16 protein-coding genes are annotated in these 17,362 nt (G+C 43.3%); 14 read left to right on the forward strand and 2 right to left on the reverse strand.

Annotation, left to right across the window (positions count from 1 at the left end; translation table 11 throughout):
• Window positions 1-33 precede the first annotated feature (33 nt).
• The 14 genes from N596_RS09255 to pepC all read left to right on the forward strand — a co-directional run bounded on the left by N596_RS09255 (window position 34) and on the right by pepC (window position 14,395).
• Entirely contained in the window at window positions 34-291 is a 258-nt protein-coding gene (locus tag N596_RS09255; RefSeq protein ID WP_023022306.1) for a DUF896 family protein, read from the forward strand.
• Between the two features lie 396 nt (window positions 292-687).
• A complete protein-coding gene (gene rsmH / locus N596_RS09265) occupies window positions 688-1,638 on the forward strand; it encodes a 16S rRNA (cytosine(1402)-N(4))-methyltransferase RsmH (protein WP_023022310.1) in 951 nt (316 codons plus the stop codon).
• A gap of 12 nt (window positions 1,639-1,650) precedes the next feature.
• Window positions 1,651-1,986: a cell division protein FtsL gene (ftsL, locus tag N596_RS09270; protein ID WP_006596866.1), complete on the forward strand. Its 336-nt coding sequence runs from the start codon at window positions 1,651-1,653 to the stop codon at window positions 1,984-1,986.
• A complete protein-coding gene (pbp2x, locus tag N596_RS09275; protein ID WP_023022312.1) occupies window positions 1,979-4,264 on the forward strand; it encodes a penicillin-binding protein PBP2X in 2,286 nt (761 codons plus the stop codon). The genes ftsL and pbp2x overlap by 8 nt, the downstream gene beginning before the upstream one ends.
• Before the next feature lies 1 nt (window position 4,265).
• Complete coding sequence (gene mraY / locus N596_RS09280) at window positions 4,266-5,267, forward strand: phospho-N-acetylmuramoyl-pentapeptide-transferase (protein ID WP_023022314.1); 1,002 nt, start codon at window positions 4,266-4,268, stop codon at window positions 5,265-5,267.
• Between the two features lie 126 nt (window positions 5,268-5,393).
• Window positions 5,394-6,737, forward strand: coding sequence for a DEAD/DEAH box helicase (locus tag N596_RS09285; RefSeq protein WP_023027721.1), 1,344 nt, complete (start codon window positions 5,394-5,396; stop codon window positions 6,735-6,737).
• Window positions 6,738-6,961: 224 nt separating this feature from the next.
• Window positions 6,962-7,768, forward strand: coding sequence for an amino acid ABC transporter permease (locus N596_RS09290; protein ID WP_023027722.1), 807 nt, complete (start codon window positions 6,962-6,964; stop codon window positions 7,766-7,768).
• Window positions 7,765-8,508: an amino acid ABC transporter ATP-binding protein gene (locus tag N596_RS09295; protein WP_023027723.1), complete on the forward strand. Its 744-nt coding sequence runs from the start codon at window positions 7,765-7,767 to the stop codon at window positions 8,506-8,508. Before N596_RS09290 ends, N596_RS09295 begins: the two co-directional genes overlap by 4 nt.
• Before the next feature lie 195 nt (window positions 8,509-8,703).
• Window positions 8,704-8,931 (forward strand): DUF4059 family protein, encoded by a 228-nt coding sequence (locus N596_RS09300; protein ID WP_006596860.1) that lies wholly within the window; start codon window positions 8,704-8,706, stop codon window positions 8,929-8,931.
• Between the two features lie 58 nt (window positions 8,932-8,989).
• The gene (trxB, locus tag N596_RS09305) at window positions 8,990-9,904 is read left to right on the forward strand and encodes a thioredoxin-disulfide reductase (RefSeq protein ID WP_023027724.1); all 915 of its coding nucleotides are present in this window, start codon (window positions 8,990-8,992) and stop codon (window positions 9,902-9,904) included.
• A gap of 198 nt (window positions 9,905-10,102) precedes the next feature.
• Window positions 10,103-11,560, forward strand: coding sequence for a nicotinate phosphoribosyltransferase (locus N596_RS09310; protein WP_023027725.1), 1,458 nt, complete (start codon window positions 10,103-10,105; stop codon window positions 11,558-11,560).
• Complete coding sequence (nadE, locus tag N596_RS09315; RefSeq protein WP_023027726.1) at window positions 11,557-12,381, forward strand: NAD(+) synthase; 825 nt, start codon at window positions 11,557-11,559, stop codon at window positions 12,379-12,381. Before N596_RS09310 ends, nadE begins: the two co-directional genes overlap by 4 nt.
• A gap of 56 nt (window positions 12,382-12,437) precedes the next feature.
• Window positions 12,438-12,989 (forward strand): GNAT family N-acetyltransferase, encoded by a 552-nt coding sequence (locus N596_RS09320; protein WP_023027727.1) that lies wholly within the window; start codon window positions 12,438-12,440, stop codon window positions 12,987-12,989.
• A gap of 68 nt (window positions 12,990-13,057) precedes the next feature.
• Entirely contained in the window at window positions 13,058-14,395 is a 1,338-nt protein-coding gene (gene pepC, locus N596_RS09325) for an aminopeptidase C (protein ID WP_023022331.1), read from the forward strand.
• A gap of 211 nt (window positions 14,396-14,606) precedes the next feature.
• Here the strand turns inward: pepC and pbp1a are convergent, their stop codons facing one another.
• Both pbp1a and recU read right to left on the reverse strand, forming a co-directional pair.
• On the reverse strand, window positions 14,607-16,718 hold the full coding sequence (gene pbp1a, locus N596_RS09330) for a penicillin-binding protein PBP1A (RefSeq protein ID WP_023027729.1): 2,112 nt from the start codon (window positions 16,716-16,718) through the stop codon (window positions 14,607-14,609).
• Window positions 16,719-17,312, reverse strand: a complete 594-nt coding sequence (gene recU, locus N596_RS09335) for a Holliday junction resolvase RecU (protein ID WP_023022335.1) — start codon at window positions 17,310-17,312, stop codon at window positions 16,719-16,721.
• Between the last annotated feature and the right edge of the window lie 50 nt (window positions 17,313-17,362).

The following is a 17,362-nucleotide window of genomic DNA, read 5'->3' on the forward strand; positions in this document are numbered from 1 at the left end:
TGACCTGATGACAGGTAGAAAGTAGGTTTTATTATGACACCTGAAAAAATTGCTCGAATCAATGAGCTTGCCAAAAAGAAAAAAGCAGAAGGCTTGACACCAGAAGAAGAGGTAGAACAAGCTAAACTTCGTGAAGAGTATATTGAAGGTTACAGACGCTCCGTCCGTCATCACATTGAAGGTATCAAAGTTGTTGACGAAGAAGGAAATGATGTGACACCAGAAAAACTACGTCAAGTCCAACGGGAAAAAGGCTTGCATGGCCGTAGCCTTGATGATCCCAATTCATAAATAGACAATAGAAAACTCGATCAGATATTGAACTGATCGAGTTTTCTAATTCTATATGGGCTACTCTGACTCCTCATCTCTATTTTTGTAGTTTTTCCATTGATTTTTAAATATCCAAATGGAGACGGCAAGAACAAAGGTAGCTGTCCAAAAAATCCAAGGGACAGGAGTTCGTAGGAAAAAGTAAACTGCAATAAGATCGGCCACTAGCAGGCCAAGGAGAAGGTATTTCTTATCTTTCATAGGGTTATTGTATCACAATTTGTTTCTCTAGGTCTATTGGTTGATAGAATGAGGTTTTTAAAGAATAGGAACTTTTTATCCCGAAACAGTGTGTGGATAGAGGAAAGAATCTCAAGTGCATCCTGGTCAGATTTGTGGTAAAATAGATAGGATATGAGTAAAGAATTTCATCATGTAACGGTCTTGCTCCATGAAACGATTGATATGCTGGATATAAAGCCAGATGGAATCTATGTGGATGCCACATTAGGTGGAGCCGGCCATAGCGAATATTTATTAAGTCAATTAAGTGAAAAAGGACATTTATATGCCTTTGACCAGGATCAGCATGCGATTGATAATGCGGAGAAACGATTGGCTCCTTACGTTGAAAAAGGCATGGTAACCTTCATCAAAGACAATTTCCGGAATCTTCAAGCGCGTCTCCAAGAATTGGGAGTCAGTGAAATTGATGGCATTTGTTATGACTTGGGAGTCTCTAGTCCTCAGTTAGATGAGCGGTCTCGTGGTTTTTCTTATAAAAAAGACGCTCCCTTGGACATGCGGATGAATCAAGACGCTTCTTTGACAGCTTATGAAGTAGTCAATACCTATGATTACCATGATTTGGTTCGCATCTTTTTCAAGTATGGGGAAGATAAATTCTCCAAACAAATTGCTAGAAAGATCGAACAAGCGCGTGCGATAAAACCGATTGAAACGACGACAGAATTAGCAGAGATTATTAAGTCGGCAAAACCAGCCAAGGAACTCAAGAAAAAGGGGCATCCAGCCAAACAAATTTTTCAGGCTATTCGGATCGAAGTCAATGATGAATTGGGAGCGGCTGATGAATCAATCCAGCAGGCTATGGATTTGTTGGCAGTTGGTGGTCGTATTTCAGTCATTACCTTTCATTCCTTGGAAGATCGTTTGACCAAGCAATTGTTTAAAGAAGCTTCTACAGTAGATGTACCGAAGGGCTTGCCCTTCATCCCAGAGGACTTAAAACCAAAAATGGAATTAGTTTCTCGAAAACCGATTCTTCCAAGCCAAGAAGAGTTAGAAAATAACAACCGAGCTCATTCTGCAAAATTGCGGGTTGCTCAAAAAATTCATAAGTAAGAGGAAATGAACATGGCAGATCAACCATTACGATCTCGTGGCAGTCAATTGCAAGATCGTATTCGTCGCTTTACCAGAGTAGAGAAAGCCTTTTATGGCTCGATTGTCCTAACAGGGATTATCCTTGCTGTCAGTATTATTTTTATGCAGACGCGGATTCTACAAGTGCAAAGTGATTTGACAAACCTCAATACGGAACTAAAAACAAAAGAGACTGAACTAGAAGATATCCGGCAAGAAGTCAATGAGTTGACTCGATATGAACGCTTGTCTAAGTTAGCTAGTTCTCAGGGGATGACCCTCCAAAAAGAAAATCGAAAAGTGGTGAGTTCAAGTAGCGATGAGTAAATTAAAAAAGAAAATCATTCGTTATTCCCTTAAAAAAAGGAAACTTCCAGACCAAAATCGTCGGCAAGTAGCTAAGAATTTAAGTTTGCTTTCCATTCTTGTTTTCTTCATTTTTCTTATTAATTTTGCAGTCATTATAGGCACAGATAGCAAATTTGGAAAAAATTTATCTGAGTTATCGCATCAGGTCCATCAGAAAACTGAGATTGTTCCAGCCAAACGAGGAACAATTTATGATCGAAATGGAGCTGTCATTGCTGAAGATGCGACGACTTATAATGTTTATGCTATCATCGACAAAACTTATAAATCAGCAAAAGGTGAAGTTTTATACGTTGAAGAAAGCCAATACAACCAAGTAGCGGACGTTTTTAATCGTTATTTGGGGATGGAAAAAGATTATGTCGTCCAACAACTGTCTCAAAAGAAGCTCAACCAAGTTTCTTTTGGTGCGGCGGGGAACGATATCAGCTATAGCAATATGGATGCTATCCGGAGTGAACTAGAAGCTGCCAACATTAAAGGTGTTGATTTTACGACGAGTCCAAATCGGAGTTATAAAAATGGGACCTTTGCCTCTCAATTTATCGGTCAAGCTCAATTGGTAGAAGATAAAGAAGGCAATAAAACCCTACAGGGAATAACGGGAATAGAAAAATCCTTGGATCGTATCTTGGGTGGTCAGGATGGAGTTGTGACCTATGAAAAGGATCGTAACGGAAATATTGTGCCGGGATCAGACAAGGTTGCCGTGAAGACAGAAGATGGAAAGGATGTTTATACAACCCTTTCTGCAGAACTGCAAACCTATCTCGAAACCAGAATGGATGTATTCCAAGAAAAGGTAAAAGGCAAATTTGTCAGTGCGACCCTAGTGAGTGCCAAAACAGGCGAAATCCTTGCAACGACGCAACGGCCAACCTTTAATGCAGATACCAAAGAAGGTCTGGATATCAAGAATTTGAGAACTTGGAATACGATTCTTTACCAGGACCAGTACGAACCAGGTTCGACTATGAAGGTCATGACCTTGGCTGCAGCGATTGATCATGGGACTTTCCCAGCCTATAATGAGGTATATTACAATAACGAGCTACAAGTAAAAGACGCGATCATCAAAGACTGGGAAATCAATATGGGCTTGTCAGAAGGTCGCTATATGAATATTGCCCAAGGTTTCGCCTATTCAAGTAACATTGGGATGACCAAGCTTGAACAGAAGATGGGCAATAATGTCTGGATGAATTACCTCAAACTCTTTAAGTTCGGACTTCCTACACGTTTTGGAATGGGAGACGAAGGTTTTGGAGGCCTACCAGGAGATAACTATGTCACTCAAGCCATGTCTTCTTTCGGTCAAGGGATTTCGGTGACCCAAACGCAGATGTTGCGTGCATTTTCTGCCATTGCAAATGATGGGGAAATGTTGGAGCCTAAATTTATCAGTGCGATTTACGACGGCAAGCATGAAACTGCTCGTAAATCACAAAGAGAGATTGTCGGCAATCCAGTACCCGCTTCGGTTGCCCAACAGACCCGTAATTACATGATTACGGTAGGGACTGATCCTCAATTTGGTACCCTCTATTCATCGGATGGTCCCATTATCCAAGTAGCTGGACAAAATGTCGCTGTCAAATCAGGGACGGCCCAAATTGCAACGGCTAATGGATATTTGGAAGGCGAAAATGACAATATCAACTCGATTGTTGTCATGACACCGGCTGAAGATCCAGATTTCATTATGTATGTGACGGTTCAACAGCCTGAAGTCAGCTTTAGTCCGACCAGTTGGCAAGAACTAGTCAATCCAGTCTTGGAAGATGCGGTTGCTTTGAAGGATGAGTTGAATCTAGTAACGGAAACCAAGGCCTTGGATGGGGTCACGAAAGAGGACACCTATAAGATGCCGTCGGCAGAATCCTTGTCGAAAGAATTGAACTTGAAGCAGACCATCAGCCCAGGTGGCTTCGCAGATGAACTGCGTCGCAATCTGATCCAGCCTGTTGTCCTAGGAACTGGAAAGAATATTAAAAAGATGTCTGTATCAGCAGGAACGAAATTAAAAGCAAATGAGCAAGTGTTATTATTAACAGATGACTTGGATTCAGTTCCGGATATGTATGGATGGACCAAGGAAAATGTTGATAAATTTGCGGAATGGACGGGCATTGAGATCACCTATAAAGGGGAAGGTTCTCGTGTGAGCAAACAAAACGTCAAAGTAGAAACTGCTTTAAAGAAGACGAAGAAAATAACAATTACATTAGGAGATTGATATGTTACTTGCTACCCTAGTAGTATCATTTATTCTAACGGTTATTGGCATTCCTGCCTTTATCCGTTTCTATCAACGGGCCCATATTTCGGGCCAACAAATGCACGAAGATGTGAAGCAACACAAAGCCAAAGCAGGCACTCCAACTATGGGGGGAGTGGTCTTCTTGATCACTTCAGTTTTTGTCACCCTTGTCTTTAGCTTCCTAACTGGGAACTTTACGCGTCCTGTTCAATTGATCCTCTTTATTTTGGTCTTGTATGGAATCGTCGGTTTCTTGGATGACTTCTTAAAGGTCTTTCGTAAGATCAATGAAGGGTTAAATCCCAAGCAAAAATTAGCCCTGCAATTGTTGGGAGGGATCATTTTCTATCTCTTCTCTGAACGTCATGGAGCTGGTAGTCTTCTCAATGTCTTTGGTTGGGATGTCTATTTGGGACATTTCTATATTATCTTTGCCTTGTTCTGGTTGGTTGGTTTTTCAAACGCAGTCAATTTAACGGACGGGATTGATGGCTTGGCAAGCATTTCGGTAACCATCAGCTTGATCGCTTATTCCATCATCGCTGTTTGGCAAAGACGAATCGATATCCTTTTTGTGACCATCAGTATGATTGGAGCTCTATTAGGTTTCTTCGTCTACAACCACAAGCCGGCCAAGATTTTCATGGGAGATGTTGGAAGCCTAGCACTAGGTGGGATGCTTGCGACTCTATCCATGGCTCTCCACGTAGAGTGGACCTTGCTCTTGATTGGGATTGTCTACGTCTTTGAGACTAGCTCTGTCATGCTCCAAGTGTCCTATTTCAAATGGACCAAGAAAAGGACAGGGGAAGGACGCCGAATCTTCCGCATGACGCCTTTCCATCACCATTTAGAATTAGGTGGTCTGTCAGGTAATGGTCCTAAATGGTCTGAGTGGAAGGTCGATGCCTTTCTCTGGAGTGTCGGTGCAGGAATGAGCGCCTTGACCCTCTTGATCTACTATTTGACCAATTCATAAGTCGTGAATCATAAAAGGTTGGGATGCTATCTCAACCTTTTTCGCTTGCTAGGAATTGCTGTCCAAAAGAAGAGCGGGAAGAAGACTTTTCTGATATAATAGTAGAGATGATGAAAGGATAAGAGAATGAAATTTACAGATTTTAAGTTTAAGGACTATATCCAAGAGGCCTTAAAAGAGATTAATTTTATCGAAGCAACAGAAGTTCAAGAAAAACTCATCCCGATTGTTTTAGCAGGTCGAGATTTGGTTGGTGAATCTAAAACAGGATCTGGAAAGACCCATACCTTCCTCTTGCCTATTTTTCAAACCTTGAACGAAGATAGTAGCCATGTTGAAGTGGTCATCACAGCACCGAGTCGGGAATTGGCAACTCAAATCTACCAAGCGGCTCGTCAGATTGCTAGCCACTGTGAAAAGGAAATTCGGATTGCTAACTATGTCGGCGGAACTGATAAGGCTCGTCAGATTGATAAGCTCCAAGTAGCCCAACCGCATATCGTGATCGGGACACCAGGCCGCATCTATGATTTGGTCGCTTCTGGAGATCTGGCCATTCATAAGGCGCATACCTTTGTGGTCGATGAGGCCGATATGACTCTCGATATGGGCTTTTTGACGACAGTAGATAAGATTGCATCTAGTCTTCCTAAGAAGCTTCAGTTTTTAGTCTTCTCAGCGACGATTCCGCAAAAGTTACAACCCTTTTTGAAAAAATACCTGTCTAACCCTGTCATGGAGCAGATTAAAACCAAAACAGTGATCTCGGATACCATTGATAACTGGTTGGTATCGACAAAAGGGCGTGATAAGAACGAGCAAGTCTATCAACTGACGCAGGCTCTTCAACCTTATCTAGCTATGATTTTTGTGAACACCAAGGATAGAGCGGACGATTTGCATGCTTTTCTGGTAGAGAAGGGGCTTAAGGTCGCTAAAATCCATGGAGGGGTTCCTCCACGGGAGCGCAAACGAATCATGAACCAAGTCAAAAACCTGGATTTTGAATATATCGTGGCGACAGACTTGGCAGCGCGTGGAATTGATATTGAAGGGGTTAGCCATGTCATCAATGATGCTATTCCACAAGACTTATCCTTCTTTGTCCACCGCGTTGGCCGGACTGGTCGGAATGGTCTTCCTGGTACAGCTATCACCCTCTATCAACCGAGTGATGACTCAGACATTCGGGAGCTTGAAAAATTGGGCATCCAGTTTGTCCCTAAGGTCTTGAAGGCTGGAGCTATCGAAGATACCTACGACCGGGATCGCCGGGCTAATCGTGAAAAACGCCAAGAAAAACTCGACATTGAGATGATCGGCTTGGTCAAGAAGAAAAAGAAAAAAATCAAACCAGGCTACAAGAAAAAAATCAAATGGGCCGTGGACGAGAAACGTCGGAAAGCCAAGCGAGCTGAGAATCGTGCTCGCGGTCGAGCAGAAAGAAAGGCGAAACGCCAAACCTTTTAGTGATAAAGAAATTTAAAGATTTCCATAAAAATTAACTATTTGGTCGCTGATTTATTTTGTGATAGACTATCTATAGATAGTCTATTTTTTTGCTCTTAAGGGAGACGCTTGCTTGTTATCCCATCAGACCTGAAGCATGATTTACGAACGATCAGTAGCAAAACTCAGCATTTTAACTGTAAATATGATAGAATGATTCATTATTGAGGGAGGAAGTAACGAAGATGTTTACAACTACTTATTTGGCGTCTGGCTGGTACGAACAGTTTTTAAAATGGATACCAGAAGGAGAAATCTTTAACCTACGCGTCGTTTTTGAAGCTATTCCCGGAATTTTAAAAGAGCTTCCCAATACGATTTTGTTAACCTTAGCAGGAGCCTTTTTTGGTCTATTGCTAGCCCTATTGTTTGCCATTGTCAAAATCAATCGGGTAAAAATCCTTTACCCGATCCAAGCTTTGTTTGTGAGTTTTTTAAGAGGGACACCAATTTTGGTTCAGTTGATGCTGACCTATTATGGAATCCCGCTCCTATTGAAGGCCATTAACCAACAATATGGGACAGCCTTTAATATCAATGATGTACCAGCCCATTTATTTGTCATTGTGGCCTTTGCCTTCAATGAGGCAGCCTATGCCAGTGAGACCATTCGGGCAGCGATTTTATCTGTTGATGCGGGTGAAATCGAAGCAGCGAAGAGTCTCGGCATGACTAATGCCCAAGTTTATCGTCGGATTATTATTCCAAATGCAGCCGTGGTTGCGACTCCGACCTTGATCAACTCTTTGATTGGTTTGACCAAGGGGACTTCTCTGGCCTTTTATGCAGGTGTTTTGGAAATCTTTGCCCAAGCCAAGATTATGTCGGGGAATGACAGTCGTTACTTCGAGCGCTTTATCTCTGTTTCATTGATCTACTGGGCCATTAATATTTTGATTGAACAATTGGGACGTTGGATCGAACAGGTACTCGCTATCAAAGATCCAAAAGTTGTTTCCCAAACCTTGCAAGAGGAGGAACGAGCAGCATGATTCGGATTTCACAATTATCAAAATCTTTTTCCGGTCAAGTAGTCCTAGACCATCTCGATTTGGAAGTCCAAAAAGGGGAAGTTGTTGCCTTGATCGGTTCTTCTGGAGCTGGGAAATCAACCTTCTTGAGAAGCTTGAACTATTTGGAAGCCCCAGATAGTGGCAGCATTGAGATCAATGGGGAGAAGGTGGACTTTGAAACCATCAGCAAGGACGAGATCCTGACCCTTCGAAGAAAACTAGCTATGGTCTTTCAACAGTTTAATCTTTTCAGTCGCAAGACTGCTTTGGATAATGTCAAGGAAGGACTGATCGTCGTCAAAGGCTTACCCGACCAGGAAGCGACCAAGATTGCCAAAGAAGAACTCGCAAAAGTCGGTCTGTCGGACCGCGAAACCCATTACCCTCGTCATTTGTCAGGAGGGCAGAAACAGCGGGTGGCCTTGGCACGTGCCCTAGCCATGAAGCCAGAAGTCCTCTTATTGGATGAGCCAACTTCAGCCCTCGATCCGGAATTGGTCGGAGAGGTAGAAAAAGCCATCGCAGCAGCAGCTCAGGCAGGTCAAACCATGATTCTGGTTAGCCATGATATGAGCTTTGTTTCCCAAGTGGCAGACAAGGTCTTGTTCCTAGACAAGGGGAAAATTATTGAATCTGGGACTCCAGAAGAGATCATGAAAGCTCCTAAAGAAGAGCGGACAAAAGAATTCTTTGCTAGTTACAAACGAACATTTGTTTGATATAATATATAAGAGCTCGAGTCTGGAACGCGATGTTTCAGACTCGGATTTTTCTTTGAGTAGGTGCCTCAGGAAAAGATGAATAGTAGTAGTTCATTTTTCCGCGAAGATAGAAGTTTCAACTTGATCCAATAGTGAACGAAACGAATCGGCACCTCGTCCCCTCATTCCAATCTTGGATACTAAGGAGATCTTATGTTAAACCAATTGCTATCTCTCTATATCGAGAGCCTAATCATCACTTCAATTGGGGTGTTGGTTGCTTCAGCTATTTGGATAGGCTTGCGAGCGGCTCGTAAGACGGATAAAACAGCTAAGGAACGCCAGTTACACCTCTATGATATTTTATTAATTGATATTATGACAATTCCAGTCCTCACCTTTGCAGTTATCGGAGTTCTGTTTATTCTTCGAGCAAGATAATTGCAAAATGGTTCAATTGGAGTTAGAATCAAGATAGTTACAACAAAAGGAGAAGCTTATGTATGATACACTGATTATCGGCGCAGGACCTGCGGGAATGACTGCAGCCTTGTATGCAGCCCGCAGCAATCTAAAGGTTGCCTTGTTAGAAGCTGGAATTCCTGGCGGACAGATGAACAATACATCCGATATCGAGAATTACCCAGGCTATGCCAATATCAGTGGGCCTGAATTGGCTGAAAAGATGTTTGAACCTCTAGAAGCCCTAGGTGTGGAACACTTGTTTGGCAGAGCCGAAAACATTGTTGATCAAGGAAGCTACAAGGAAATTACGACAGATGATGGCCTCTTGCAAGCCAAGACCGTTATTATTGCGACAGGTTCCAACCATCGCTTGTTGGGAGTTCCAGGTGAAGAAGAATTGAATAGTCGTGGGGTTTCTTATTGCGCTGTCTGTGATGGTGCCTTCTTCCGGGATGAAGATCTCATGGTTGTTGGTGGGGGAGACTCTGCGGTTGAAGAGGCAATCTTCCTGACTCAGTTTGCTAAGTCTGTTACCATTGTTCATCGCCGCGATGCCCTACGTGCCCAAAAGGTTCTTCAAGACCGAGCTTTTGCCAATGAAAAGATTCACTTTGCTTGGAATACAGTGGTCGAAGAGATCAAAGGGGACAACCGTGTGACCAGTCTGGTCTTAAAAGATGTTCAAACAGGTGAGGTTCGCGAGCAAGCAGCTGGGGGTGTCTTTATCTATGTGGGCTTGGATCCTGTTAGTGACTTTGCCAAAGACCTCGGTATTCTAGACGACCAAGGTTGGGTGATCACGGATGATCACATGAAGACCTCCGTGCCGGGTGTCTTTGCGGTTGGAGATGTCCGCCAAAAAGATCTTCGTCAGGTCACCACAGCTGTTGGGGATGGCGCTGTCGCCGGTCAAGAAGCTTATAAATATATTACTGAACACGAAGAATAAGAAAGAAGAAAGGGATGTTCGTCTGATGGAAAGAGGCGAAGATCCCTTCTTTTTTACGATAAAAAATGAGGCTTAGACCGGATTAAACTCATGTGGTCCTGCTTAAAATGTGCTATAATGTGTTTAAAATTATTTTGGACTGTGCCAGTTGACAGAGCGTGACTGGTGCCATGACGTAAAAAAGAAGAGGGATCAAATATGTACCCAGATGATAGTTTAACTCTCCATACTGATTTGTATCAAATCAATATGATGCAGGTTTACTTTGAGCAAGGCATACACAATAAAAAGGCGGTCTTCGAAGCCTATTTCCGCCAGCAACCCTTTAAAAATGGCTATGCCGTCTTTGCAGGTCTTGAGCGCATTGTCAACTATTTGAAGAATCTACGTTTTTCAGAGTCGGATATTGCCTACTTAGAATCCTTAGGCTACGAAGGAGCCTTCCTGGATTACTTGAAAAATTTCAAAATGGAATTGACCGTTCGTTCTGCCAAAGAAGGGGACCTGGTCTTTGCCAATGAGCCGATTGTCCAAGTAGAAGGACCGCTTGCCCAGTGTCAGTTGGTTGAAACGGCCCTCCTCAATATTGTCAATTTCCAAACCTTGATTGCCACAAAAGCCGCTCGGATCAAGTCTGTGATTGAAGACGAACCTTTGATGGAGTTCGGGACTCGTAGAGCACAAGAAATGGATGCGGCTATTTGGGGAACCCGTGCAGCTGTTATTGGGGGCGCTAGCGGGACCAGTAACGTACGTGCAGGAAAACTCTTTGACATCCCTGTCCTTGGGACCCATGCCCATGCCTTGGTGCAGGTCTATGGCGATGATTATCAAGCCTTTAAGGCCTATGCTGAGACCCATCGCAACTGTGTCTTCCTAGTGGATACCTATGATACCTTGCGTATCGGAGTTCCAGCTGCGATTCAGGTAGCGCGTGAGATGGGCGATCGCATCAACTTCCTAGGCGTACGGATTGACTCTGGAGATATTGCCTACATCTCGAAAAAGGTTCGCCAACAGTTGGATGAAGCTGGTTTCACAGAAGCGAAGATCTATGCTTCAAATGATTTGGATGAGAACACCATCCTCAACTTGAAGATGCAAAAGGCTAAGATTGATGTCTGGGGTGTCGGAACCAAGTTGATCACAGCTTATGACCAACCAGCCCTCGGAGCAGTCTATAAGATTGTTGCTATCGAAGACGACAATGGTCAAATGCGAAATACCATCAAGCTGTCTAACAATGCTGAAAAAGTTTCAACCCCAGGGAAGAAGCAAGTTTGGCGTATTACCAGTCGGGAAAAAGGCAAATCTGAAGGGGATTACATCACTTACGATGGAGTAGATGTCAATGAACTGACAGAAATCAAAATGTTCCATCCGACCTACACCTATATCAAGAAGACGGTTCGTGATTTTGATGCCATCCCGCTCTTGGTCGATATTTTCAAGGATGGAAAACAGGTCTACGAATTGCCAACCTTGATGGATATCCAAGCCTATGCTCGGAAGGAATTTGACAAGCTCTGGGATGAGTACAAACGTGTCCTCAATCCACAACATTATCCCGTGGACTTGGCCAAGGATGTTTGGCAAGATAAGATGGACCTCATTGATCAGATGCGTCAGAAAGCCTTGGGAGGTGAAGAAGAATGAGCCTACAAGAAGACATTATTGCCCAATTAGGGGTCAAACCAGTCATTGATCCTCAAGAAGAGATTCGCCGGTCGATTGATTTTTTGAAGGATTACTTGCAAAAACATCCTTTTCTAAAGACCTTTGTCTTAGGAATTTCAGGAGGTCAGGACTCGACCCTAGCGGGTCGCCTGGCTCAATTAGCCATGGAGGAAATGCGGGCAGAGACTGGAGATGCCAGTTATCAGTTTGTTGCAGTTCGCTTGCCCTACGGTGTCCAAGCGGATGAAGCAGATGCCCAAAAGGCCTTGGCCTTCATCCAGCCAGACGTCAGCCTGGTCGTGAACATCAAGGAATCGGTCGATGCCATGGAGCGTGCTGTCGAAGCGACAGGAACGGATGTCTCAGACTTTAACAAGGGCAATATCAAGGCCCGGAGTCGGATGATTGCTCAGTATGCTTTAGCGGGTGCCTATAGCGGAGCCGTCATTGGGACAGACCATGCAGCCGAAAACATCACTGGATTCTTTACCAAGTTTGGAGACGGTGGAGCCGATATTCTGCCTCTCTACCGCCTTAACAAGCGCCAAGGCAAGCAGTTGCTTCAGGCGCTGGGAGCTGATCCTGCCTTGTATGAAAAGGTACCGATTGCGGATTTGGAAGAGGAGAAGCCAGGTATCGCTGACGAAGTAGCTCTTGGGGTGACCTATGCAGAAATTGATGACTACCTAGAAGGGAAATCCGTTAGCCCAGAAGCTCAAGCAACCATTGAAAGCTGGTGGCACAAAGGCCAACACAAACGCCATTTACCAATTACAGTATTTGATACCTTCTGGCGTTGATAAGAAAGAAAAAGTCGGTTGAGCCGACTTTTTTTAAACAGATAGGAGGAAAGAGGATGAGAAAATTGGGTTCTATTGAACTGGAGACCAATCGTTTATTATTAAGACGCTTTGGTTTAGAGGATGCAAAGGCAATGTTTGAAAATTGGGCGTCTGACACAGATAATCTTAAATATGTGACTTGGGATCCTCATCCAAATCCTAAAGTGACTCGGGCTTCGATCGAAAGGTGGCTCCGTCAGTACCAAGAGGAAAATAGCTACAAGTGGGCAATTTGCAAAAAAGATAATCCCGCACAAGTGATAGGAGATATCAGTGTCGTTTCCCAGGATTCACAAAAAGAAATATGTGAAGTTGGCTATATTCTAGGAAAAAAATTCTGGGGTCAAGGTCTGATGACAGAAGCCCTCCAAGCGGTTTTACACTTTTTGTTGGTAGAGGTGGGATTCAAGGAAATTCAGGCCAAGTATGTCAGTTTGAACCCTGCTTCAGGAAGGGTCATGGCAAAAGCTGGAATGCATTATCTTGAAACTCTCCCAAATGCTGTCGCTAGAAAAGACTATGTCGGAGATCAAATCATCTACACGATCCATTCTTCTGACCTTTAAAACAATTTTTACTTGAAGATTTTGGTCAATGGTCTATAATGGTAAGTAGCTTTACAAAGGAGAATCTTATGTCAGAATTAACACAAGAATTTACAGATCAACTTTATGCAAATTACCAAGCAAATGTGAAATTTGCGGCTCTCGAAAATGCCATCACCCACAATGGGATTCATGCAGCTTTGGAGACACGCAAAAGTGCAGTAGAAAACACGCCCGTCTTTTCTCTTGATTTAACCAAGGACAAAGTAACAGACCAGAAAGCTTCTGGTCGTTGCTGGATGTTTGCGGCCTTAAATACCTTCCGCCACAAGATGATCTCAAACTTCCAATTAGAGGATTTTGAGTTGTCTCAAGCTCATACCTTCTTCTGGGATAAGTACGAAAAATCCAACTGGTTCTTGGAGCAAATCATTGCGACAGCGGATCAGGAATTGACTAGCCGTAAGGTTGCCTTCCTCCTTCAAACCCCTCAACAAGATGGTGGCCAATGGGATATGGTTGTTTCCCTCTTTGAAAAGTATGGGGTCGTACCTAAGTCTGTTTATCCAGAATCCATCTCTTCTAGCAATAGCCGAGAGCTCAATACCTACTTAAACAAATTGTTGCGCCAAGATGCTCAAATCCTTCGCGATTTGCTTGCAAGTGGTGCAGATCAAGCGACGGTTCAGAGCAAGAAAGAAGAGCTTCTACAAGAAATCTTTAATTTCTTGGCTATGTCTCTGGGCTTGCCTCCTCGTACATTTAGTTTCTCTTACCGCGATAAGGACAACAACTACCATACAGAAGCTGGATTGACGCCTCAAAGCTTTTACAAAAAATATGTGGATCTTCAGTTGGAGGACTACGTTTCTGTTATCAATGCGCCTACGGCAGATAAGCCTTATGGTCAGTCCTATACGGTTGAAATGCTTGGGAATGTGGTCGGTAGCCGTGAAGTCCGCTACCTCAATGTTCCGATGGAGCGTTTGAAAGAATTGGCTATTGCCCAAATGAAAGCTGGGGAAACTGTTTGGTTTGGATCGGATGTCGGCCAAGTCAGCAACCGCAAAGCTGGAATCCTTGCAACAGATGTCTACGACTTTGAAGCGGGAATGGATATCCAGCTGACTCAAGATAAGGCAGGGCGTTTGGATTATGCAGAAAGTCTCATGACCCATGCTATGGTCTTGACTGGTGTGGACCTGGACGAAGCTGGACGCCCTCTCAAATGGAAGGTTGAGAATTCTTGGGGAGAAAAAGTGGGAACAGATGGTTACTTTGTAGCTTCCGATGCCTGGATGGATGAATACACCTACCAAATCGTCGTCCGCAAGGCACTGTTGACAGCCGAAGAATTGGCTGCTTATGAGGCAGAACCGATTGTTTTGGCTCCATGGGATCCGATGGGTGCCTTGGCTTCTAAGTAAGTTGAATTGAAAAGAGAGTGGGACAGAAATCGGTAATTGGTTAGAATTCGATTTCGTCGTCCCACCTCCGCACAGTTGAGTAGGGCTGTAAAAGCTGATGAAATCAGCGTAGTAGAGCCCACTCAACCACTGCGTCTTGCTCGACAATCCAAAGAAAATTGAGAGGCTAGGACTTTTGTCCTAGCCTCTTTATTTATATCGTGTAGTCTAATTAATGATTTTGCTCATTCTCTTTAGAAGATGATTCTGTATGTTCAGAATTTTCCTCTGAGCTAGATGAACTAGAGCTTTCCTCTGTTGATTCACTCGTTTCTTCAGCTGTATAGCTTGGCTCATAATAGTAGTAGTTGTTCTTACCGTTGTTAAGGTAGAGATAAGAACCACTACGGTAAACACCACTTGGTTGAATCCAATCTGTTCCACCAGAATCGTATTGTTCATATAAGTATAGCATCATTTGTTTATAAACATCTGTTGCAACTTTGATTCCATCGTCCAGAACTGGGGTCAAGCGGTTGGTATATCCTGTCCAAACAGCCATAGCATACTGAGTTGTATATCCTACAAATGATTCGTCTGGTGTCACAATGCTTGAATATCTGTACTCTTTTGTGAGTTTCTTCAATTCATTGTCTGCATAGTTAGAAGTACCAGTTTTACCAGCATGATAAAGGCCAGGGATATTCGCATTGTATCCTGTACCAGCTGTGATAACCGATTTCAACATATCTGTCATCATGTAAGCCGTGGTTTCTTTCATCACTCTTGTTCCAGAGGTTTCAAAGTTCTTCGTTGTACCATCGCTAAAGACAACCCGATTCACATATTGAGGTTTGTAATAGGTCCCTCCATTGGCGAAGGTTGCATAAGCAGCAGCCATTTTCTCGCTGCTAGCCCCGTATTTGTTGCTAGAGTCACTCGTGTTACTTGAGATGGCATTTGCATACACCATTTCTGGATAATTGATTCCCATGTTGCTTAAGAATTTCTGAGCTTTCTTCAAACCAACCTTTTCAAGAGCCCGGACTGCAGTGACGTTACGAGATTGTTGGAGAGCATAAACCATGCTGATATTGCCATAGTACTGTCTATCCCAGTTATAAATTTGTGTATTTGTACCTGGGAAGTTGTACGGTGTATCAGGAATGGTTACTCCAGTGGAGCTATATTCTTCATGTTCAATCGCGGGAGCATAGTCTGAGATAGGTTTCATTGTAGAACCCCAATCTCGGTTCGTTTCGACTGCTTGGTTGGTACCGAAGGATACATTAGATGACTGATGACGAGATCCCAACTGAGCAATGACTTTTCCGTTTGTCACATCGATGATAGTAGAAGCAACTTGCAACTCATTATCTGGATAATTGACATATTCGTCAGAGTTGTAAATATCCCACAGACGTTTTTGAGCTGCGGTATCGACGTTGGTGTAGACATCCATACCAGTTGTCAAGACATTGTAGCCTGTCTCTTCTTCGACTTGTTGGATGACTTCTTTAAGGTAGTTATCCATATAAGCAGGATAGTTGCTTGAGCCTGTCAGACTTTGTAAGCCATCTGTAACAGGTGTATTGACGGCACTTTCGTACTGTTCGTTTGTAATGGACTTCATGTCCAACATTTCTTTAAGAACCAGATTACGGCGTTGGAGTGCAGCTTCCGGATTGGTATAAGGGTCGTATTGGTTGGGTGCCTGAGGCATTCCAGCCAATAGGGCCACTTGTGGCAGAGAAAGGTCCTTCAAGTCTTTTGCATAGTAGCTACGAGCAGCTGTTTGCATTCCGTAGTTTCCGTTAGACATGTAGACTTTGTTGATGTAGTAGGTTAAAATCTCTTGTTTGGTTGCTTTTTGTTCTAATTGAGTAGCAAGCCAAGCTTCTTGGATTTTCCGAGATAGGGTTTGGTCGGACGAAGAAGTAGAGAAGTAAGTGAGCTTGATCAATTGCTGTGTAAGAGTAGATCCCCCTTGGCGACCTCCTCGGAGGTTACTGAAGAAGGCTCCTCCAATACGAATAAAGTCGACCCCTCTGTGGTTGAAAAAGCGGTGGTCTTCAATCGCCACAATCGCATTGACCAAGTCGGTTGGGATTTCATTTGTTTTTACGTTGATTCGTTTTTCAGCACCCAAGTCGGCAATCAGATTGTTTTGATTGTCATAGATTTTACTGGATGTCGTTGCGACCAGGTCTTTCTCAGAAAGAGTCGGTGCTTTTGAGGCATAGTATCCAAATACCAACCCACCCAGGATAAGTAAAAGGAAAAATAAGGAAATAGCCGCAATCGCTGCATATTTTAACCACTGGATAACTGTTTGTTTGTTCATTTAATTACCGCCTAGTAGATTCTGTTCGATAATATCGAGATAAGGGACGCTTGGAAGGCGATCTGTCTCGATACGATAACCGTTTTCCTGTATAAAGGTCAAGGGCATAGATTTACTGCCGTGATCAATGTTGTAAAAGTCGATTAAGGAAGGAGCGGGCAGTAGATAGGTCTCATTGAGCTTTGCAAAATGCAAGAGCACAAAACAAATTCCTCCCTGTTGAAGGACTGCAGCCATGTGATCAATCTGGTGCTGATGAAAGTTTTTCATCGGCATGGATTGTTTCTGCTGAGTCTCTTTTGCTTCAAAATCAATATAGTGTCCCTTGTAAACACCAGAATAGTCTGTAGTAGACGCCTGGCGAAAATAAGCTTCTACAATCTTTGCCCGACTGCGATGAGGATAGTCTACCTTTACAATCTGGATGGGGGTCGGCTTTTTATGAATAACCGCTAGCCCTCTGGAAAGGTAGTAGTGATTGCTCTCATTAATCATTTTTTCAAATGTCATCCCCCGATTGGCAAAGTTTACACTTTGCTTCCTCTGGATGGGCGAAGAAGATTTCTTGCTAAGTTTGTGAGGATAGTTGACCATAATTCTCCTTATTGGTACAATTACATCACTCTATTATATCACAAAAAGAA

Source organism: Streptococcus ilei (assembly GCF_000479335.1).
GTDB lineage: Bacteria > Bacillota > Bacilli > Lactobacillales > Streptococcaceae > Streptococcus > Streptococcus ilei.